At 66.8% G+C, this 20,142-nt stretch carries 16 protein-coding genes; 8 read left to right on the top strand and 8 right to left on the bottom strand.

Annotated features, from left to right (window positions below; translation table 11 throughout):
• Positions 1-96: 96 nt before the first annotated feature.
• Positions 97-555: a hypothetical protein gene (locus L995_RS27720; protein WP_047474571.1), complete on the bottom strand. Its 459-nt coding sequence runs from the start codon at positions 553-555 to the stop codon at positions 97-99.
• A 134-nt stretch (positions 556-689) separates the two neighbouring features.
• Positions 690-1,430, bottom strand: coding sequence for a TerC family protein (locus L995_RS27715; protein ID WP_016449385.1), 741 nt, complete (start codon positions 1,428-1,430; stop codon positions 690-692).
• Positions 1,431-1,938: 508 nt separating this feature from the next.
• Between L995_RS27715 and L995_RS27710 the strand changes: the two genes are divergently transcribed.
• The 3 genes from L995_RS27710 (at position 1,939) to L995_RS27700 (ending at position 3,437) form a co-directional block, all read left to right on the top strand.
• Complete coding sequence (locus L995_RS27710) at positions 1,939-2,370, top strand: DUF3717 domain-containing protein (protein WP_047474569.1); 432 nt, start codon at positions 1,939-1,941, stop codon at positions 2,368-2,370.
• Positions 2,371-2,427: 57 nt separating this feature from the next.
• The gene (locus L995_RS27705) at positions 2,428-2,607 is read left to right on the top strand and encodes a hypothetical protein (RefSeq protein WP_047474567.1); all 180 of its coding nucleotides are present in this window, start codon (positions 2,428-2,430) and stop codon (positions 2,605-2,607) included.
• Between the two features lie 140 nt (positions 2,608-2,747).
• Complete coding sequence (locus L995_RS27700) at positions 2,748-3,437, top strand: hypothetical protein (RefSeq protein ID WP_043790902.1); 690 nt, start codon at positions 2,748-2,750, stop codon at positions 3,435-3,437.
• A 29-nt stretch (positions 3,438-3,466) separates the two neighbouring features.
• Here L995_RS27700 and L995_RS27695 read toward each other — a convergent pair whose 3' ends face one another.
• The 3 genes from L995_RS27695 to purB are packed head-to-tail and all read right to left on the bottom strand — an operon-like array spanning position 3,467 to position 6,514.
• A complete protein-coding gene (locus tag L995_RS27695; RefSeq protein ID WP_017404069.1) occupies positions 3,467-4,027 on the bottom strand; it encodes a YaeQ family protein in 561 nt (186 codons plus the stop codon).
• Between the two features lie 26 nt (positions 4,028-4,053).
• Positions 4,054-5,130: an acyltransferase family protein gene (locus tag L995_RS27690; protein WP_047474587.1), complete on the bottom strand. Its 1,077-nt coding sequence runs from the start codon at positions 5,128-5,130 to the stop codon at positions 4,054-4,056.
• Between the two features lie 4 nt (positions 5,131-5,134).
• Positions 5,135-6,514, bottom strand: coding sequence for an adenylosuccinate lyase (gene purB, locus L995_RS27685; RefSeq protein ID WP_017404067.1), 1,380 nt, complete (start codon positions 6,512-6,514; stop codon positions 5,135-5,137).
• A gap of 114 nt (positions 6,515-6,628) precedes the next feature.
• Between purB and L995_RS27680 the strand changes: the two genes are divergently transcribed.
• Entirely contained in the window at positions 6,629-7,249 is a 621-nt protein-coding gene (locus L995_RS27680) for a glutathione S-transferase family protein (protein WP_016449378.1), read from the top strand.
• A 352-nt stretch (positions 7,250-7,601) separates the two neighbouring features.
• On the opposite strand, the gene glnE is transcribed toward L995_RS27680, so the two are convergent.
• On the bottom strand, positions 7,602-10,343 hold the full coding sequence (gene glnE / locus L995_RS27675; protein ID WP_047474565.1) for a bifunctional [glutamate--ammonia ligase]-adenylyl-L-tyrosine phosphorylase/[glutamate--ammonia-ligase] adenylyltransferase: 2,742 nt from the start codon (positions 10,341-10,343) through the stop codon (positions 7,602-7,604).
• 133 nt (positions 10,344-10,476) lie between these two features.
• Here glnE and L995_RS27670 point away from each other — a divergent pair, with 133 nt between their 5' ends.
• The 4 genes from L995_RS27670 to L995_RS27655 are packed head-to-tail and all read left to right on the top strand — an operon-like array spanning position 10,477 to position 18,218.
• Positions 10,477-14,613, top strand: coding sequence for a YhdP family protein (locus L995_RS27670; protein WP_047474563.1), 4,137 nt, complete (start codon positions 10,477-10,479; stop codon positions 14,611-14,613).
• Complete coding sequence (locus tag L995_RS27665) at positions 14,610-15,425, top strand: carbon-nitrogen hydrolase family protein (RefSeq protein ID WP_016454246.1); 816 nt, start codon at positions 14,610-14,612, stop codon at positions 15,423-15,425. The genes L995_RS27670 and L995_RS27665 overlap by 4 nt, the downstream gene beginning before the upstream one ends.
• Positions 15,422-17,545: a two-component system sensor histidine kinase NtrB gene (locus L995_RS27660; RefSeq protein WP_047474562.1), complete on the top strand. Its 2,124-nt coding sequence runs from the start codon at positions 15,422-15,424 to the stop codon at positions 17,543-17,545. Before L995_RS27665 ends, L995_RS27660 begins: the two co-directional genes overlap by 4 nt.
• 43 nt (positions 17,546-17,588) lie before the next feature.
• Positions 17,589-18,218, top strand: a complete 630-nt coding sequence (locus tag L995_RS27655; RefSeq protein WP_012202778.1) for a response regulator transcription factor — start codon at positions 17,589-17,591, stop codon at positions 18,216-18,218.
• 5 nt (positions 18,219-18,223) lie between these two features.
• Here the strand turns inward: L995_RS27655 and L995_RS27650 are convergent, their stop codons facing one another.
• Positions 18,224-19,498 carry an amino acid deaminase gene (locus L995_RS27650; RefSeq protein ID WP_047474560.1) on the bottom strand — a complete coding sequence of 425 codons (1,275 nt, stop codon included), beginning with the start codon at positions 19,496-19,498 and terminating at the stop codon, positions 18,224-18,226.
• Positions 19,499-19,603: 105 nt separating this feature from the next.
• Positions 19,604-20,142: OmpA family protein (locus L995_RS27645; protein WP_047474558.1), on the bottom strand; the 539-nt coding region annotated here is incomplete at its 5' end.

The raw sequence follows: 20,142 nt of genomic DNA, 5'->3' as shown, positions 1-20,142 counted from the left end.
TGGACCGGAGAACTCCATGAAAAACGGCATCCCGTTTTCTGGGATGCCGTCCTGACAGTGATCGCCTGACCAGAGCAGCCAGGCAGATGCCAGCCTTTAGACCATCGCTTCCTCGAACACCAGGCCCATCAGCGCGCCGATGGCCGCCAGCGTTCCCGGAAGATTCCAGCGCCGACCCAGCGGGGCTGCAGGCGCCACGGCTGGGGCCGTGGATTCCTGCTTGGGGCGGCGCGCATCGACGATCTGGGCCGCGCCATGCTCCTGCTGGAGCTGGGCCACCAGTTCGGCCAGCGGCCCCTTGGCCAGCACCGGCGTGATTCGGCCTGCACTGTCACCGAACACCGGCAGCAACTGGGCAAACAGCTTGTCGGCCCACTTGCCGCGCCAGCTTTCGCGTGCGCTGTGGCTCACCCATTTGCTGACACGGTGGGTTATGCGCGGTGCGCAGGCCACCAGCAACCAGTGCGAGGACTGGGCCTGCGGCGAGGCGGCCAGGGCCTGGACCAGAGGCAGGGCGTAGGAAGCGTCATCCACGTAGACGATGATGGGGTTCAAAGCAAGTCCTTGTCGAACTGGGTTTGCGGGGTGGGACAGGCGGGCGGTCAAAGCCGCCCTTGCACTGGATTGTCGCGAATCGGCGCGGGAGGCCAGACAGGCCAACCCGGCGCCAACCTCAACTTTTCAGGAAATCAAGCTCCGTGGGCATCCGCCTTGGGAGCAGGACGGCGCGAAGCGATGTACTTGCCCAGTGCCAGCACCAGCAGGGCTCCGAACACGCTGGCACCGTACTTGAGCATGTCGGTCTGGGGCAGCTTGACCATCCAGTCCCACTTCTCCGTATTGGCGAAGACGGGGTCGGTGACCAGCATGCCGCCGGCAATCCAGCCCAGCAGCATGCCGCCGGCCACGATGATGATGGGGAAGCGCTCCATCAGCTTGATCACGAGCTGCGAGCCCCAGACGATGATGGGGATGGAGATCAACAGACCCAGCACGACCAGCAGCAGCTGGTGTTCGCCCGAGCTCTGTGCGGCGCCGGCGATGGCGATCACGTTGTCCACGCTCATCACCAGGTCGGCGACGATGATGGTCTTGATGGCCGCCAGCAGCTTGTCGCTGCCCTGGATGTTGTCATGGCCATCTTCATCAGGCGCAATCAGCTTGATACCGATCCACACCAGCAGCAGTGCGCCGACAAACTTCAGGAAGGGCAGCGCCAGCAGCGTCATCGCGAAGGCGATCAGGATGACGCGCAGGATGATGGCGCCAGCCGTGCCCCAGATGATGCCCTTCTTGCGCTGCGCGGGCGGCAGCTTGCGGCAGGCCAGCGCGATCACGACCGCGTTGTCCCCGCCCAGCAGGATGTCGATGATGATGATTTGGCCCAGGGCCACCCAGAACGGGGCGTGAGTCAGAAAGTCCAAGTCCATAAGGTCCTCGCTGTTGAGTACGGCCGGCGGGAACTCCTCCCTCCTGGAGAAACACCCACCAGCACAGAAAGACCGATGCGACGACACAGCGCCTACCCGGGCAAGGACATGCCTGGCTCAGGGGAGAACACCTTGATCGACCGTCATCAGGTCCATCAAAGGTCTTGCTCGGCTGCGGTATGCACCGCAGCCCGGAAGGCCGGAAGCTTGCGCTTCGTATTGACGACCATTCCGATGCCGGCGCGGTGGCTTTGCAACCACCCCTGCCGGCAGAGAGCTACTCCCCTTCGAACCTGCGGATTGCAACACAAAGCCGCTGCGGCACGCAAGTGAAAAAACCCTTCAATTCCACGGAAAGCACAAGCAACACATCCCGCACTCCTTTTATACATCTGCCCCCAACGCTTCACTATTCATAGCAACCCTGAAGCTGATGGAGTGTTGCAGCAGTGCCCGGCCGAGGACTGGCATGCGCCTTATCATCGCTGTCCCTTCCCCTTGCCCGTCCATGACCGCACTGCACATCACCGATATCGAAGCCGCCATCAACTACTGGCGAGAGCGCCACCCGTCCCCGGACGGCGTGCTGCTGCAGCCCGAAGTACGGGCCCTGGCCGAGGTGTACGCGCTGATGATCTTCTGGCATGAGACCGAAGTGCAGGTTGAGGGCTTTCCCTCGCACGCCATGGCAGCCTGGCTGGCCTGGTACGACACGACCCCCGATACGCCCTGCATCGCCATCTGCTCCACCAGCCAGGGCGACGAGAAATGCAAGGGTTGTGGCCGCAGCTTCGACGAAGTGCAGATGTGGACCGCCATGGAGCCACCACAGAAGCGTGCCGTATGGCGCAGGATCACGACAGAAGGCGACTCCTGGCGCTTTACCCGTTATGCAGAGCGTGCGGCCGAGCGCGCGGACATATCGCGCAAACCCAGCTGATTGCCGTATATCGCACCGAACCAGTGCGATGTTGCAGGCGGCCTAACATCAGCCCCCATGCTGCAGACCGCCGCTTCCAGCCACCGCCGCGCCCGCCCCTGCATGCGCCTCACGGCAAGTGATGCGGGGAGCACGCGCGTGCCGGCCGGCAAGGCCTGGCCTGCCACGGCCGCTCGCCTGCGCGAGCGCGATGCAGCGCGGCTGAACATCGGCCCCAGACAGGCCGCACGGTCTTGATGCGCTGCCCTGCGCGGAACCGGGCAGCGTCGCTTCACTGAATCCGCTCTTCTTGCGCCGCCTTCACCTTGAAACTGAAGGCGGTTGGATTTTCACGCGTCTGCCGGGCCACAAGGCCTGCCGACAAAGCGAGCTTTGCCGTGACCTGTCTAGCCTTTGCCCCAGCCGGGCCCTCGTTTTCCACCCTCTGGCGCCATCTGCGTGATGCCGTGGCGCATCGCGCCTCGGCCCGCTTGCGGCCGCACCACGTCACCGAACTGCGCATCGACGTGATGCAGCCGCTGGTGGAGGGCGAGCTCGAAGCCATTCATGAGCGCCTGTACCAGCCCGGCAACAAGCTGCACGGCCTGGAGCGACGTCCGCTTCACGATCCGCAGTTCCAGCTGCACTGGCGGGAGGCCGACGGCGAATGGTTTGCCTACGTGGAGGATATGGAGCGGCGCTGCCTGGCCGGCTACACGGTGTTCAATCGCCTGGTCGAAGTGGACAAGCGCACCGACCGCCGCGTGCGCTCGCCCCATTCGCGCTTTGCGCCGGACTACCAGCGGCGCGGCATCGCCAGCGCCGTCTACCGCAGCGTGCTCGATACGGGCACCTGCCTCGTCAGCGGCGCACGCCAGTCGCCGGGTGCCCACGGCCTGTGGAACCATCTGGCGCGCAGCTATGACGGCCGCTATGTGGGCATCACGGAGAGCAAGTCGCTGATCCATCTGGGCTGCAATGTGCCCGACGATGTCATGGACCGGCTGTCCACTCGCCGCATGCTGCTGGGCGCGGGCTGGACGGTGGAGTCCTTCGCCCAGGCCGTCCGGATGCAGTTGCCTGACTGAGACAGTGGCTTGCTTGGGCCAGTGCCCGGCTACTTCCAGCGCAGCGGCTCGATGAAGACCGTGCCCAGATTGCTGCTGAGCGTCAATGCGCCTTCCTGGATGGTGGCCTGCAGTTGCATGCTGCGCTCGGCCAGCTCCGCCAGCGACTGGGAGGTTTCGGAGGGAATCCGCCAGACCTGCAGCTTGTTCAGTCGTGCCAGCTTGCCTTCCAGGCCTTTCCACCAGACTTCCGCCGCATGGTGGAAGGCGTAGAGCACTACGGCATCGGACTTGTTGCATGCCTTGGCGATGGGCTTTTCCTCGGGCTGGCCGACCTCGATCCACAGGCGCTTGGCTCCCGTGAAGTCGGTCAGCGAGACATCGGGATCCTCGGGATCGGACAGGCCCGCGCCAAAGGCCAGCGTGCCGTCGCCGTTGCACATGTCGCTGAGCTGGTGGGCATTGAGGGCCAGGGCCACAAGGCGCACCATCATGCGTTCGTCCGTTTCGCTGGGATGGCGAGCCAGGGTCAGCGCATGGTCGGCGTAGTAGCCGTGGTCAATGTCGGCGATGGACAGGTTCGCCTTGAAGATGGTGGATTTGAGGGCCATGAGACAGGTAGTTCGGCAGGTGAGGGTCAGCCCGTCACATGCGACGAAGGGATTTTGGGAGCACCCGAAGCGGGCCGGGCAGGCTTGAAGTTCAGTGCCTGCTTTTCTAGCAAATGCCAGGACAGCACGGCCAGCAGGCCCGTGCCGGCCACGGTGCAGGCCAGAGCTGCGCCATAGCCGAGCCGGTCCGCGAAATGCCAGACCACCAGCTGCTGCACGGGAAAGGCGTAAATGTACAGGCCGTAAGAGAAATCGCCGAAATGCCCTGCATGCTTGAGAAGGGGCGTGGATGCCGATCCTGCCACCACGGAAAAAACTGCAAGCGCCAGCAAGGGTGCCTGGCCCGCAATGATCGCCGGGCCTTTGAAGTAGAGGACGGCAAGCAGCAGCAGCATTGCAGTCATCGCCAACGGGCGGCGCTCTATCCACAGATGGCGCCAGCAGGCCAGCGTCGCGCCCAGCGCGAACACCATGCCGTATTGCAGTCCGAACGACCAGGCAGGCATGGCAGCACCCGGCGCTGGGCTGTAGTGCCACTGCATGCCCAAAAGCAGCGCAAGAAATGCCAGGGGAGCAACCCAGGGCCAGCGCATCACACCCAGGGCTCCGGCTGCAGCAAGGAAGGCATAGCAGCCCACTTCCAGCGGGATGGTCCACAAGGGACCATTGACCGATGAAGCCAGCACGTTGCCATCAAATACGCCCGGCAGCGCAAACTGTGTGTCCAGCCACAGGTTGCGCAGATAGTCCCACGTCAATGGATGCGCGAGATAGGCCTTCAAGGGCAAGGTAGTGACCAAGGGCCCGAGCACGAAAGCGCAGAGCAGGACGGCTGCGATGAGGCCGGGCCAGATACGCAGCGCCCGGCGCGCCGCAAAGCGCCCCAGATGCGGGTCAGCCAGCCAGGACAAGGTGACGAGATAGCCACTGATGGCAAAGAAGATGACCACGCCCAGCGCCCCGGGCTCGTTGTGCAGGAGCTGGGGAACCGGCAAGCCCATGACCGCGAACTGATGGCTCCAGATGACCAGCAGTGCGGCCAGCAGTCTCAGCGCGTCGAAATTGTTGGATCGCGCCGAAGTGCCGGCACCATGGGCCTGCATCAACTCAGACGCGGCGCGCCAGCTCGGCCGCCTTGCCCACATAGGAGGCAGGCGTCATGGCCAGCAGGCGGTCCTTGTCGGCCTGGGGGATTTCCAGGCCGTTGATCAGGCGGTGCAGGTCTTCGGCCTGCACGGTCTTGCCGCGCGTGACTTCCTTGAGCTTTTCGTAGGCGCCCTGCACGCCGTAGCGGCGCATGACGGTCTGGATGGGCTCGGCCAGGACTTCCCAGGCGTTGTCCAGGTCTTCCTGCAGGCGCTCTTCGTTGAGTTCGAGCTTGTTCAGGCCGGTCATCAGCGAGCTGTAGGCCAGCGTGGCATAGCCCATGGCCACGCCGATGTTGCGCAGCACGGTCGAATCGGTCAGGTCACGCTGCCAGCGCGAGATGGGCAGCTTTTCGGCCAGGTGCTTGAGCAGGGCGTTGGCCAGGCCCAGGTTGCCTTCGGCATTCTCGAAGTCGATGGGGTTGACCTTGTGCGGCATGGTCGAGGAGCCGATCTCGCCGGCCTTCAGGCGCTGCTTGAAGTAGCCCAGGGACACATAGCCCCAGACATCGCGCGAGAAGTCGATGAGGATGGTGTTGGCGCGCGCGATGGCGTCGAACAGCTCGGCCATGTAGTCATGCGGTTCGATCTGGATCGAGTAGGGCTGGAAGCTCAGGCCCAGCCCCTGGGGCTCGGGCGACTCGATCACGTTCTTGCTGAAGGCTTCCCAGTCGAACTCGGGCCAGGCGGAAAGGTGGGCGTTGTAGTTGCCGACGGCGCCGTTCATCTTGGCCAGGAGCTTGACCTCGGCAATGCGCGCTGCTGCCTTTTCCAGGCGCACCAGCACGTTGGCGATTTCCTTGCCCACGGTGGTGGGGCTGGCGGTCTGGCCGTGCGTGCGGCTGAGCATGGGCACGGCGGCATAGGCATGGGCCATCTCGCGCAGCTTGGCCGTGATGCCGGAGATTGCGGGCAGCAGCACGCTGTCGCGGCCGGCACGCAGTTGCAGCGCGTGGCTGGTGTTGTTGATGTCTTCGCTGGTGCATGCAAAGTGCACGAATTCGGCGGCCTTGAGCAGCTCGGGACGGCCGTCGAACTTGCCCTTGATCCAGTACTCCACGGCCTTGACGTCGTGGTTGGTGGTCTTTTCGATGTCCTTGATGGCCACGGCATCGGCCTCGGAGAAGTTCTTCACCAGGTCCTGCAGATAGACGCGCGCGCCTTCGGACAGGGGCTTGAACTCGGCAAAGCCGGCATCCGACAGGGCGATGAACCAGGTGACCTCCACCTGCACGCGGCGGTGCATGTATCCCATCTCACTCATAATCGGGCGCAGAGGAGACAGTTTGGCGGCGTAGCGGCCGTCGAGCGGGGACAGGGCGGAGATGTGCGGCAGATTCATGGGCCGTGATTGTAGGTGCGCGCGGCAAAAACGGGGGCCGAGGGGGAGATCGCCGGGCAGCGCATAGAATCTGCTGCCCGCCCATGGGCCGCCTCTTCGCCACGGAAAATTGCCATGAAACTGATAGGTTCCTCCACCAGCGCCTACGTACGCAAGGTACGCGTCGTACTGGCAGAGAAAAGGCTCGACTATCAGTTCGTCGAGGAAAACCCCTGGAGCCGCGAGCTGTCGCCCGGCACCGGCAACCCGCTGGGCAAGGTGCCGCGCCTGGTCATGGACGGCAGCGATGCCATGTTCGACTCGCGCGTGATCGTCGAATATCTGGACACACTTTCCCCGGTAGGCAAGCTGATCCCCGGCACGGGGCGCGAGCGCGCCGAGATCAAGACCTGGGAAGCACTGGCCGATGGCCTGCTGGATGCCGGGGCGCTGGCCCGCCTCGAAGCCACCTGGGATGGCCGCAGCGAAGAACAGCGCTGCCAGGCCTGGATAGACCGCCAGCTTGCCAAGGTGCGGGCTGCACTGAACGTGATGTCCCAGGGGCTGGGCGACAAGCCGTATTGCTGCGGCATCCACTTCACCCTGGCCGACGTGTGCGTGGGCTGCGCACTGGGCTGGCTGGACTTTCGCTTTCCCGAGCTGGACTGGCGCGCCGACCACCCCAATCTGGCCGCACTGCAGGCCAAGCTGGCCGAGCGTGCCAGTTTTGCAGCCACGCGCCCTCCCCAGCCTTGACGCCGCACCAGCCCGGGAATGCAAAAAGGCCACCCGATGGGTGGCCTTTTTGCTGGCATAAAAAAGTTGCGAAGCATCCCGAAACGAATAAAGAGAGGGAGGGAGGAGAAGCGCTTCGGGCGGAACAGTTCAGGACTGTGGCCCCAGAGGCTTCGCAACGTGAAATTCGGTCTGGGTACTCTCTCTCAACAAGCTGTTCAATAGATGAGCTACTTTTGCAGAAGTTCCAGGGGTCGTGGGCAGGAAAAATGTAACATTTTGAGGATGCCCGCGATCCTGCTGTAGGCCAATTTCCACGGATGCTGAAGTGAAGGCGTTCGCAGCCGCAAGCCGCCTTCTTTGCTTCACATCGTCAAGCCGCAACGGCGTTGGCGAAAACCGCATCCCACAAGGCCTTGACGGGCGCACTCAGCGGCTCGGCCTGCCCTGGCACCAGCTGTGCCGAGCGCTCATCCAGCCGTGCCACGTGCTGCAGGCGGCGCAGTTCGCGATAGGCCCGGGCCGCCTGCTGGCCTACGCCGGCCGGGATCAATCCTGCCTGTTCGGCGCGCTGCAGCAATGCGATATTGCCGAGGTTGGCCATCAGTTCCGGGTGCGAGGCTGATTGCGAGAGCACGAGGTACTGGACCGCGAATTCCACATCGACCATGCCGCCCGGGCTGTGCTTGACATCGAACAGGCCGCCGCGCACCGGATGGGCGCCGCGCACGCGTTCGCGCATGGCGACGATTTCGTCGCGCAGCGCCGAGGGGTCGCGAGGCGCGGTGATCACAGCCTCGCGCACGGCATCGAAGCGGGCCTGCAGATCGTCACTGCCCAGCACGAAGCGCGCCCGCGTCATGGCCTGGTGCTCCCAGGTCCACGCCGTGTTGCTGCCGCGCTGCTGCTGGTAGTTGGCATAGGAGGCGAAGCTGGTCACCAGCAGGCCCGAGTTGCCGTTGGGGCGCAGCGCGGTGTCGATCTCGAACAGGTCGCCCTCGCCCGTCTTGACGGCCAGCCAGTTGATGAGCTTGCGCACAAAGGCGGCATAGATCTCGGAGGCGTGCTCGTCTTCGTCATCGAAGACGAAGACGATGTCCAGGTCGCTGCCGTAGCCCAGCTCCTTTCCGCCCAGCTTGCCGTAGCCGATGATGGCGAACTGCGGCGACTCGCGGTGGCGGTTCTTGAGCCGGCTCCAGCACCAGCTGGCCGTCACCCGCAGCACGCAGTCGGCCAGTGCGCTGAGATCGTCCGCCACCTGCTCGACCGTGATGCGGCCTTCGATATCGCGCGCCAGCGTGCGAAAGACCTCGGCATGGTGGGCGCGGCGCAGCAGGTTCAGCAGGGTTTCGTCATCGTCCTCGCCCGTGGCCTGCAGCGCGGCCAGGCGCAGGGCCAGCTCATGCTCGAAGTCCATGGGCGAGAAACGCTCGCCCAGCATGGCTTCGTTGGCCAGCTCGTCGATCACGCCCGGGTGCTGCTGCAGGTAGCGCGCGGGCCAGCGTGCCGCGCCCAGCAGGTCCAGCAGCCGCTCGTGCACGGCGGGGCGCTCCAGCAGCAGGGCCAGATAGCTTTCACGGCGCAGCAGCGGCTCCAGCCAGTTCAGAAAGCGCAGCGCGGCGTCTTCGGGCACGCTGCGCTCGGCCACCCATTGCGCCGTGCGCTGCACGAGTCGAAACAGCCGGCCGCGCGCCTCGTCGCGCAGGTTGGCGATGCGGGCATTGCCGCGCCAGTCGGCCACATGGGCGGCCAGGGCTGGCGGCAACTGCTCCATGAGGCCGTCTATCTCGCGCGGCGTGCCCTGGGCGGGGCTGCGCGCGCCATTGCAACGGCCCGAGCCGCACTGGGGCTGGGCCGAGCCGCCCAGCAGGGTGTCGAATTCCTCGGCCACCTTTTCGCGATGGGCATCGAGCTGGTGCAAAAAGGCGCAGGCATCGGCAAAGCCCATGGTGCGCGCAATCCATTCCAGGTCATCGTCGCGGGAGGGCAGCACATGGGTCTGCTGGTCGTCCAGGTACTGGATACGGTGCTCGACACGGCGCAAAAAGGTGTAGGCCGAGCCCAGGGCGTCGGCCACTTCCTGGCTCATGAGGCCGGCGCGCGCCAGGCGGCCCAGCGCCTCCAGCGTGGGGCGGCAGCGCAGTTCGGGGAACTGACCGCCACGCACCACCTGCAGCAGCTGCACGGTGAATTCGATCTCGCGGATGCCGCCGCGCGAGAGCTTGACGTCATTGGAGCGGCCCGGATGGCCCGCGCTGCGCCGCGCCGCATGCTCGCGGATCTGGCGGTGCAGCGAGCGCAGCGCATCAAAGACCGCGTAGTCCAGGTAGCGGCGAAAGACAAAGGGCAGGACCACGGCACGCAGCGCCTGCACCTGCTGGGAGCGCACGCAGTCCATGGGCGCCACGACGCGGCTCTTGAGCCAGGCAAAGCGCTCCCACTCGCGTCCATGGGTCTGCAGATACTCCTCCAGCGAGGCCAGCGAGACGGCCGAAGGCCCCGAGTTCCCGTTGGGACGCAGCGCCAGGTCCACGCGGAAGACAAAGCCGTGCTCGGTGGTGTCGCCGATCAGGCCGTAGATGCCCTTGACCACGCGCGCGAAGTACTCGTGGTTGGAGATCACCCCGCGCCCATCGGGCAGGCCGGCGGTGTCGCCGTCCTGCTCGTAGACGTAGATCAGGTCGATGTCGCTGGAGACGTTGAGCTCGCGTGCGCCCAGCTTGCCCATGCCGATGATCCACAGCTGCACTGGCCGGCCGTCGGGGCCTTGAGGCGCGCCATGGCGCGCGTCGAGCTCGGCGCGCGCCTGGATGCAGGCGCGCTCCAGCGCCAGCTCGGCCAGTTCGGTCACGGCGCGCGTGACCACGGCCAGCGGCGCCTGCTGCTCGCAGTCGAGCACCATGGTGCGCTCCATGACCAGCTGGCGCAGCACACGCAGCGCAGCCGACAGATCCAGGCCACGCTCCAGCAGTGCCGCCAGGGCCTGCTCCATGGACGCGCGCTCGGGCGGACCCGGCGGCAAAAGGCTCAGCTCGTCGCCATAGCGACGGTGCAGCCGTTGGTGAAAACGGGAATAGGCGGCCTGTGCGGGGACATTCAAGGCCGTACCTGCCATTGCGTGAACTGAGGATTGCATACGGAACGCGAAAGAAGCGGCCACTCACGCGCAGAGGGATTGCAGCAACCCTTGGTTACCGCCCAGGCCCTGAGGGCGCCGGTCATAATTCCCGTCATAGCTGATGCCGCCGATGATCGAACCGAAACCGCACCCCACACGCCTGACCCGTTGGATGGCCGGCCTTGCGCGGTGGTCACTGGGGCTGGTCCTGGCCTTCTGGCTGGTCCTCGCCTCCGTGTGGGGGGTGCTCCATGGCTGGATTGTGCCGCGAATCGGCGAATGGCGTCCTCAGCTGGAATCCCTGGCCTCACGCACGCTGGGCCTACCGGTTCGCATAGGCAGCATCACGGCCCGCAGCGAGGGATTGGTCCCCCGCTTCGAGCTGGGCGACGTGGTGGTGCAAGACCCCGAACATTCGGCAGACGCCCTGCGCCTGCCCAGCGTGGTGGTCGCCGTTTCGGCACGCTCGCTGATGCGCCTGGGCGTGGAACAGATCTACATAGACCGTCCTGAACTCGTGGTGCGCCGCGCGGCCGATGGCCGAGTCTTCGTGGCCGGCATCGAGATCAGCCCTTCGGCCGGCGGGGACAATGCCGCCGCCGACTGGCTGTTTTCCCAGACCGAACTGGCCCTGCGCGGCGGCAGCCTGCTGTGGTTGGACGAACTGCGCCAGGCTCCGCCGCTGGCCTTGCGCGATGTGGACCTGGTGCTGCGCAACAAGGGCTGGGGCCACGGACTGCGCCTGGATGCCACGCCGCCCGAGGGCTGGGGCGAGCGCTTCATGCTGACCGGCCTGTTCCGCGAGCCGCTGCTGTCCACGCACGAGGGCAACTGGCGCCGCTGGAGCGGCCAGGCCCATGCGATGTTCACGCAGATCGACCTGTCCCAGCTTGGCCAGTACATAGACATCTCTGGCTTGCGCCTGCAGCAGGGCCGGGGCGCGCTGCGCGCCTGGATAGACCTGCGCCAGGGCCAGCCCGTGGGCGCCATGGCCGACGTGGCCGTGAACGCGCTGCAGCTGCAGTGGCGCGAAGACCTGCAGCCGCTGAAGCTGCAGGCCCTGACGGGCAGGCTGAGCGTGCAACACCAGGACGGCTGGCGCTTCGCTGCGCAGAACCTGGAATTTTCCACGGGCGACGGCCTGCACTGGCCGGCTGGCAATCTGCGCGCGCGCTACAACCCCGCCGGCGCCAGCACGCAGGGGGCGCTGGGTGAGCACGGCGAGTTCCAGGCCGATGGCATTGACTTGGCCATCCTCGCCCAGCTGGGCCAGCGCCTGCCGCTTCCAGAGCAGGTGCAGCAGCACCTGGCCGATCTGGCACCGGCCGGCCGTCTGCACCAGTTCCAGGGAAGCTGGCGCGGCCCGCTGGAGTCCTTGCAGCAGTACAAGGCCAGTGGCGAACTGCAGCAACTGTCGATCAACGGCGTGGCATCGTCCGAAGGCCCCGCGGCGCCGGGCATGCCCGGCCTCAAGGGCCTGAACGCGCGCTTCTCGCTGGACCAGGACGGCGGCCAGGCCCAGCTGGAGATGGAGGGCACAGAGCAGCGGCCGGCGTCGCTGTCGTTCCCCGGCGTGTTCGAGGAGCCCGAGATCCCGCTGCACCGCCTGCAGGCCAGCCTGCGCTGGCAACTGCGCGGCCAGGCCATCAGCGTGCAGGTGCCCAGCCTGCGCTTTGCCAATGACGACACCGAAGGCGAGGCCCGCGCGCAATGGCATACCGGCGACGGCAGCGACAGGCAGCCGCGCTTTCCCGGCGTGCTGGACCTGCAGGGCCAGCTGCGCAACGCCGACGGCACGCGCGTGCACCGCTACCTGCCGCTGGAGATTCCCGCCGACGCGCGCCACTATGTGCGCGAGGCCATACACGCCGGGCGCGCGAGCACGGTGAACTTCAAGGTGCGCGGCAACCTGGACCACGTACCGGCCGACAAGCCCAGCCAGGGCGAGTTCCACATCGCGGCCAAGCTGCATGACGTGCACTATGAATATGTGCCGCCCCATCTGCTCACGCATGGCGAGGCGCCCTGGCCGGCCCTGGTCGATCTGTCCGGCGAGCTGGTGTTTGACCGCTCCTCCATGGCCGTGCGCAATGCGCGCGGCCAGTTCGCCGGCTATCCGCAGCTGCAGATGCGCGACATCCAGGCCAGCATTCCCAACCTGGCCCACACCGAGGTGGCCGTGACCGCCAAGGGCCAGGGCCCGCTGGCCGACATGCTGGGCGTGGTCAAGACCTCGGCCCTGTCGGCGCTGACCGGGCACGTGCTGGACGGCAGCGAGGCCACGGGCGCCGCGCAACTGGCCCTGCAACTGCAATTGCCCATCGACCATCTGGACCGCAGCAAGGTGTCCGGGCAGGTCACGCTGGCGGGCAACTCCCTGCAGCTCGATGATCAGACGCCCCATCTGAGCCAGCTGCGCGGGGCCGTCAAGTTCTCAGAAACCGGCTTCTCGCTGGCCGGCCTGCAGGCGCGCGCGCTGGGCGGTGAGCTGCGCGCCGATGGCGGCATGCAGGCGCTGGCGCGCAATGCGCCGGCCACCGAATCGTCCGTCAAAGTGCGCGTGCAGGGCACGGCCACGGCACAGGGGCTGCGCGAAGCCAGGGAACTGGGCTGGGTGGCCGACCTGGCCCGCCATGCCGAAGGCCAGTCGCCCTATTCCCTGCTGCTGAAGGTGCGGCGCGGAACACCCGAAATCCAGGTCCAGTCCAGCCTGCAAGGCATGCGCATCAACCTGCCCGCCCCGCTGGGCAAGGCGGCGGAGTCCATCCAGCCATTGAACGTGAGCCACCAGCTCGCACCCGCCAGCTTCACCTCGCCCGATGCCCCGCTGCGCGACCAGATCAGCGTGCAACTAGGCGACACGGGCTCGGTCTTCTATGAGCGCGACATCAGTGGCAAGCACAGCCGCGTGCTGCACGGCAGCATCCTCATCGGCCAGGAAGCGGGCACCGCCCCCACTTCGGGCCAGGGCGTGCAGGCCCATGTGCAGTTGCCGCTCTTCAATATCGACGACTGGCTGGCGCTGGCGCCGCAGTCCAACGGCGCCATGCCAGAGCCAGCCGACGCCGCCACGGACCCTGCGCGCGAATACCTTCCCGATCGGCTGAGCCTGCGCGTCAAGCAACTGCAGGCCAAGGGGCGGCAGCTGCACGATGTGGTGGCGGGCATTTCGCGCGATGGTGGCTCGTGGCACAGCAACCTCACCTCCCAGGAGCTGGATGGCTATGTGGGCTTTCGCGAAGGCACGGACGCCCAGCCCGAAGGGCAACTGGTCGCCCGGCTGTCCCGCCTGACGGTGCCGGAGGCCAAGTCCGAACGCGTGGACGCCCTGTTCAACGAAGGGCCGCGCCAGCTGCCGGCGCTGCAGATCGTGGTGGACGACATGCACCTGTCGGGCCATGCGCTGGGCCGCCTGGAGGTCGAGGCCCGCAACCGCCCCGTGCCCGGCAACGCGGCGGCACGCGAATGGCAGCTGTCGCGCTTCAACATTTCCACGCCCGAGGCCACGCTGACGGCCAACGGCCAGTGGCGCCTGCCCCAGGGGCAGTCCGAGCATCCGGGGCGCAGCCAGCTGCAGTTCCAGCTGGACCTGCGCGACGTGGGCAAGCTGCTCACGCGCTTTGACATGCCCGGCGTGGTGGGCAATGGCAAGGGGAGCCTGCAGGGCTCGGCGGGATGGACGGGCTCGCCCATCACGCCCGATTTCCGCAGCCTCTCGGGCTCCATGCACCTGGATGTGCAGACCGGCCAGTTCCTCAAGGCCGAACCGGGCCTGGCCAAGCTGCTGAGCGTGCTCAGCCTGCAGGCGCTGCCACGCCGGCTGACGCTGGATTTCCGCGATGTCTTCAGCAACGGCTTTGCCTTCGACTTCATGCGCGGTGATGTGCAGATCACCGATGGCGTGGCGCGCACCAACAACATGCAGATGAAGGGCGTCAACGCCGCCGTGCTGATGGAAGGCACGGCAGACCTGGTCCAGGAGACGCAGAATCTGCACGTGGTGGTGGTGCCCGAGATCAACGCGATGACCGCCTCCCTGGTGGCCACGGCCATCAACCCCGTGATCGGCCTGGGCAGCTTTCTGGCGCAGGTGCTGCTGCGGGGCCCGCTGATTGCGGCAGCCACCAAGGAATTCCGCATCGACGGCAGCTGGGATGATCCCCAGGTCACTGCCTTGCCGCGCCGCCGGGCCGCAACGCCCTCTGACACACCGTCGCGCACGCCCTCCACCGCCACCGAGTCAGCCCCTTCAGGAGAGAACCCATGAAAATCGCAGCCCTGCAAATGGTGTCGGAACCCGATGTGCGCGCCAACCTCGACCAGGCCATGGCCCTGCTGCGTCAGGCGCGCGAGCAGGGCGCCGAACTCGCGGCCCTGCCCGAATACTTCTGTGCCATGGGCCTGCGCGATACCGACAAGCTGGCCTATCGCGAGAGCTTCGGCCAAGGCCCCATCCAGGACTTCCTGGGCCGCGCCGCGCGCGAGCTGCAGCTGTGGATCGTCGGCGGCACCCTGCCCCTGGTGGCCGATGACGATGCCCACGTGCTCAACAGCTCGCTGGTGTTCTCGCCCCAGGGCGAATGCGTGGCGCGCTACGACAAGATCCACCTGTTCCACTACGACAACGGCCGCGAGCGCTACACGGAGGCCGCCGTGGTCCAGGCCGGCCACACGCCCGTGACCTGCGACATCACCTCGCGCGAGGGCGAGTCCTGGCGCCTGGGCCTGAGCGTGTGCTACGACCTGCGCTTTCCCGAGCTGTACCGCCGACTGGCCGAGCAGGGTGCCGACCTGCTGCTGGTGCCCGCCGCCTTCACCCACATCACGGGCCTGGCCCACTGGGAGGTGCTGCTGCGCGCCCGCGCCATCGAAAACCAGGCCTACCTGCTGGCGCCCGCCCAGGGCGGCCACCATGAGAACGGCCGCCGCACCTGGGGCCACAGCCTGCTGGCCGACCCCTGGGGCATGGTGCTGGCGCAGCAGGCCGAGGGTGCCGGTGTGGTGCTGGGCGAGATCAAGCGCGAGCGCTTGGCGCATGTGCGCCGCCAGTTGCCGGCCCTGGAGCACCGCGTCCTGTGAATCCGCTGCACCTGTCCACGCCCGCCCCTGCCGAAGGCCGCTGGCCCTGGCGCCGCTGGCGCACTGCCTGGCGGCGCTGGTCGCTGTGGAGCCTGCTGGTCGCTTTGGTGGCCAGCATGCTCATCACCATGGTCTGGCTGGCCGGACGCTATGAGGCCTCCCAGGTCCAGGACAAGCTGGAGCGCGACACCGCCAATGCCGTGGCAGACATACGCGCCGCCCTCAACCGCAACCTGCAGGACCTGCAGGCGCTGAACGCGCCCGACAACGACCCTGCCGAGTGGAAGACCCGCGCCGCCGAGCTGCTGCAGGTGCGCCGCGAGCTGATGCGCATCGAATGGCGCGATGCGGGCCTGCAGATCCGCTCCCATGCCGAGACGCCCTACCGCAACGTGCAGTGGGAAGACCAGCTGCGCACGCAAAACACCCATCCGGAGGCCGTGCTGACCTGCACCCACGCGCGCCGCCTCAACGGCCCGGCCTACTCGCCCAGCTACTTCCAGCTGCTGGCCGAAGGCCTGGGCACGGAGATGATGGAGGTCTGCCTGCCATTGACGCAAAGCGGCCACATCATCGGCTTTGTCATCGGCACCTACAGCCTGCAAAGCCTGCTGATCACCCAGGTCAGCAAAAACCTGCCGCGCACCCAGGAAGTGTCCTTCACCGAGCCGGACGGCACGCGCCTGGCCCTGCTGGGCGCCTCCTGGCGCGGCACGCGCATGTTCACGGCGCAGCAGCTGCTGGACCTGCCGGGCAGCACCCTGGTGCTGCGCATGGACAGCTGGCACCGCGCGCCCAGCGTATTCCCCAACGTGCTCACGGCCCTGGTGACGCTGATGTCCATCGCCCTGGTGTCCGTGGTCGCCGTGCTGGTACGCGACAACCGCCGACGCCTGCGCGCCGAGCGCGATCTGGGCGATGCGCTGGCCTTTCGCAAGGCCATGGAGGACTCGCTGGTCACGGGCCTGCGCGCGCGCGATCTGCAGGGCCGCATCAGCTATGTGAACCCGGCCTTCTGCAGCATGGTGGGCTTCACGGCCGAGGAACTGCTGGGACTGAGCATTGCGCCCTACTGGCCGCCCGAGCGCGCCGAGATCTACGCACGCCGGCGCGACAGCCGCCTGTCCGGCAACGCCCCGCCGCCGCGCGAGGGCCATGAAAGCATCTTCATGCGCAAGGACGGAACGCGCTTTCCGGTGTTGATCTTCGAGGCGCCGCTGATCAATGCCCAGGGCCAGCACACCGGCTGGATGAGTGCCTTCATCGACATCAGCGAGCAAAAGCGCATGGAAGAGATCTCACGCGCCTCGCAGGAGCGCCTGCAGGCCACGGCCCGCCTGGCCACGGTGGGCGAGATGGCCTCGCTGCTGAGCCATGAACTCACCCAGCCGCTGGTGGCCATCTCCAGCTACGCCACGGGGTCGCTGAACATGCTGGGGAGCGACGATGGCACGGGCACGGGCACAGGTGCAGGTGCAGGTGCGGGCAGCGCCATCTCGGACCATGAAGCCCGGCTGCGCCAGCAACTGCAGGACCTGCGCATGGCCATGGAGCGCATCAGCTTCCAGGCCGACCGCGCAGGCCGCGTGATCAAGAGCGTGCGCGATTTCGTGCGGCGGCGCGACCAGTCCCGCGAAGTCATAGGCGCCGCCGAACTCATAGACGCCGTGCTGCCGCTGATCAGCCTGCAGGCACGCAACCTGGGCGTGCGCGTGACCACCGACATCGAGCCCGGCCTCCCGCCCGTGCTGTGCGATCCGACCATGATCGAGCAGGTGCTGCTCAACCTGGCGCGCAACGGCATGCAGGCCATGGACTCGCCCGAGACCATGGAGCGCGAGCTGCAGCTGCGCGTGCGCCGTGCGGCCGCCAGCACGCGCCGCAGCTGGGTGGAGTTCGCCGTCATCGACTGCGGCACCGGCATTCCCCAGCATGTGGCGGAGCAGCTGTTCACGCCCTTTTTCACCACGCGCAACGAGGGCATGGGCCTGGGCCTGAGCCTGTGCCGTACCGTGGTCGAGCAGCATGGCGGCCACCTGCAGCACAGCCCCCATAGCCCGCGCGGAACCGTCTTCGCCTTCACGCTGCCGGCGCACAGCCCTGCGCAGGTGCAGGCATAGATGGCACCAATGGAACAAATGGAACAAATGGAACAATAGGCCCATGGAACCTGTACCCGACGCCACCGTCTACATCGTCGACGACGACACCGATGTCCGCGAAGCGCTGGCCTGGCTGCTGCGCTCGCGCCGCCTGCTCAGCGAATGCTATGACAGCGCAGAGGCCTTCGACGCCATGCTGCAGTCGCGCCCACCGCCACGCAATCCCTGCTGCCTGCTGCTGGACATGCGCATGGGCGGCATGAGCGGGCTGGCGCTGTTCAACCTCATGCTGGAACGCAACCAGATCGCAGGCATGCCCGTGATCTTCCTGACCGGCCATGCCGACGTGCCCACGGCCGTGGACACCGTCAAGCGCGGCGCCTTCGACTTCTGCGAGAAGCCTTTCTCGGACAATGCCCTCGTGGACCGCATCGAACAGGCGCTGGAACTGTCGGCCCAGCACCAGGCTGAAACCCGTGCGCGCGAAGCCGTGCGTGCACGCTTCAACGAGCTGACGGAGCGCGAGCGCGACGTGATGCGCCTGGTGGTCGAGGGCATTCCCAACAAGCTCATCGCCGACCAGCTGGACATCAGCGTGCGCACCGTCGAGGTCCACCGCGCGCGCGTCTTCGACAAGATGCAGGTCAAGTCGGCCGTTGAACTGGCCAACCTGCTGCGCACACACGGCTGACCCCTTCAGAAATACGTGGCAATCACGTCCACCACGTCATAGCGGTCATTGACGACGGCCAACTGCCGCCATTTGTCAAAGGTCAGGCAGGGGTGGGAGATGTCGAAGGCCAGCATGTCGCCTATGCGCAGGCCATCGTCCTCGGCCACCTTCAGGAAAGCATGCTGGTCCATCATGGCCGTGACCTCCCAATGGGGCGGTGTGGCCACCGGCGCGGCATCACCGGGGCGGTAGCGCAGCGCGGGCCGGGGCGGCACGGCCTCGAAGGCGGTATCGCGCTTGCCCAGCGCCACGATGGCGCGGCCGGGCTCGGGCAGCGACTGCACATAGGCCCAGACCTGCAGCGCAGGCTGCAGGCTGGCACGCATCTGCTGCGCCACGGGATTGGTCTGGTCGATGCGCCGCTGCGCTGCCTGGTAGATGCCCGCGTCATGCGTGAGATAGCAGCCCGGGCGCAGCACCAGATCCAGCGGACCGCCAATGTCGGCCTTGCCGAACTCCTGGGCCACCACGTCATACCAGGCCGAGCCGGCGCCAGTGAGCACGGCCGGGCTGCGCTGCAGCCGGCCCTCACCCGCCAGCCGCTGGAGCCAGTCCACGGCCCGTCGCAGCAGGGTGCGGATGGGTTCTTCTTCCTTGAGCACGCCCTCGTAGACCTCGATCCCGGCCAGTCGCACGCCGGCACCGGCCCGGGCCAGCGCGTCCAGCAGCGGCTGCATCTGCGCATCGGAGCGAACGCCCGTGCGCCCGCCGGGGGGGCCCAGTTCGATCAGCACCTGCACGGACCGGCCCGCTGCGCCAAAAAAGGCGGCCAGCTGCTCGACCTGCTCGGCACAATCGACCAGGCAGAAGAACTCGAAGCCAGGATCGGCCAGCAGCTCGGCCACGGCCGCCATGTTGCGCCGGCCGATCAACTGGTTGGCCATGAGCACGCGGCGCACGCCATGGGCATGGGCCACGCACGTCTGCTGAGCGGTGGCCAGCGTGATGCCCCAGGCGCCCGCGTCGATCTGCTGGCGGAACAGGCGGGGCGCCATGGTCGTCTTTCCGTGGGGCGCGAGCTGGGCGCCGTAGGCATCCACAAAGCGCTGCATCCAGGCCAGGTTGTGCGACAGGCGCGACTGCGACAGCACGGCCACCGGCAAACTCAAGTCTTCCCGCAGCAGATTCCACCCCTGCGCGGCAGCGTCCTGCGGCGCGCAGGGGGCGGACAGCGCGCCCAGGCCCTTGTCGAGCGGGCTGACCACGTCGGCCGCGCCCGCTGTGCTTGCTTCACTCATACGACTCCCCATTGATGGATGGGAGCCAGCATAGGGCAATGCCGGTGCCCGCCCAAGCAAAAACGCCCCGCGTTGCGGGGCGTTGCATCTGGCACAGAGCCCGGGTCAGCGGGGCTGCTGGTACTGCGGCTGCTGTTGATACTGAGGCTGCTGGTGCTGCTGCGGGATCTCGCCCACGAAGATCTCCACGCGGCGGTTCATGGCACGGCCGCTGGCCGAGTCGTTGGAAGCCACGGGCTGGTGCGAGCCACGGCCTTCGGTGGCGATGCGGGCGCCCGAGACGCCGCGCATGGTCAGGTAGTTGCGCGTGCTGTTGGCGCGGTCCAGCGACAGCGGATTGTTGATGGCGTCAGAGCCGGTGCTGTCCGTGTGGCCGATGATGCGCACCTCGGCATTGGGGTTGTTGCGCAGGCCCTCGGCGAAGCGGTCCAGGATGGGAGCGAAGTTGCCCTTGATGTCGGAACGGTTGGTATCGAACGAGATGTCGCTGGGAATGTCGAGCTTGAGCTGGTTGTCAGCCGTCTGGCTCACGTTCACGCCCGTACCCTGGGTGGCCTGCTCCATCTCGCGCTTTTGCTTTTCCATGTTCTGCGACCAGATGTAGGTGCCCAGTGCACCCACGCCAGCGCCGATCACGGACGCGG

The organism is Delftia sp. ZNC0008, assembly GCF_000799035.1.
Lineage (GTDB): Bacteria > Pseudomonadota > Gammaproteobacteria > Burkholderiales > Burkholderiaceae_C > Comamonas > Comamonas tsuruhatensis.
The sequence above is the reverse complement of the archived record's forward strand: the minus strand, read 5'-3'. Positions and strand labels throughout refer to the sequence as shown.

Coding starts and splice junctions, on each gene's coding strand:
- L995_RS27680 (WP_016449378.1), top strand. CDS start 6,629: ATGAAACTGATAGGTTCCTCCACCAGCGCCTACGTACGCAAGGTACGC.
- L995_RS27650 (WP_047474560.1), bottom strand. CDS start 19,498: ATGAGTGAAGCAAGCACAGCGGGCGCGGCCGACGTGGTCAGCCCGCTC.
- L995_RS27665 (WP_016454246.1), top strand. CDS start 14,610: ATGAAAATCGCAGCCCTGCAAATGGTGTCGGAACCCGATGTGCGCGCC.
- L995_RS27695 (WP_017404069.1), bottom strand. CDS start 4,027: ATGGCCCTCAAATCCACCATCTTCAAGGCGAACCTGTCCATCGCCGAC.
- L995_RS27670 (WP_047474563.1), top strand. CDS start 10,477: ATGATCGAACCGAAACCGCACCCCACACGCCTGACCCGTTGGATGGCC.
- L995_RS27655 (WP_012202778.1), top strand. CDS start 17,589: ATGGAACCTGTACCCGACGCCACCGTCTACATCGTCGACGACGACACC.
- L995_RS27715 (WP_016449385.1), bottom strand. CDS start 1,430: ATGGACTTGGACTTTCTGACTCACGCCCCGTTCTGGGTGGCCCTGGGC.
- L995_RS27710 (WP_047474569.1), top strand. CDS start 1,939: ATGACCGCACTGCACATCACCGATATCGAAGCCGCCATCAACTACTGG.
- purB (WP_017404067.1), bottom strand. CDS start 6,514: ATGAATCTGCCGCACATCTCCGCCCTGTCCCCGCTCGACGGCCGCTAC.
- glnE (WP_047474565.1), bottom strand. CDS start 10,343: ATGGCAGGTACGGCCTTGAATGTCCCCGCACAGGCCGCCTATTCCCGT.
- L995_RS27705 (WP_047474567.1), top strand. CDS start 2,428: ATGCTGCAGACCGCCGCTTCCAGCCACCGCCGCGCCCGCCCCTGCATG.
- L995_RS27690 (WP_047474587.1), bottom strand. CDS start 5,130: ATGCAGGCCCATGGTGCCGGCACTTCGGCGCGATCCAACAATTTCGAC.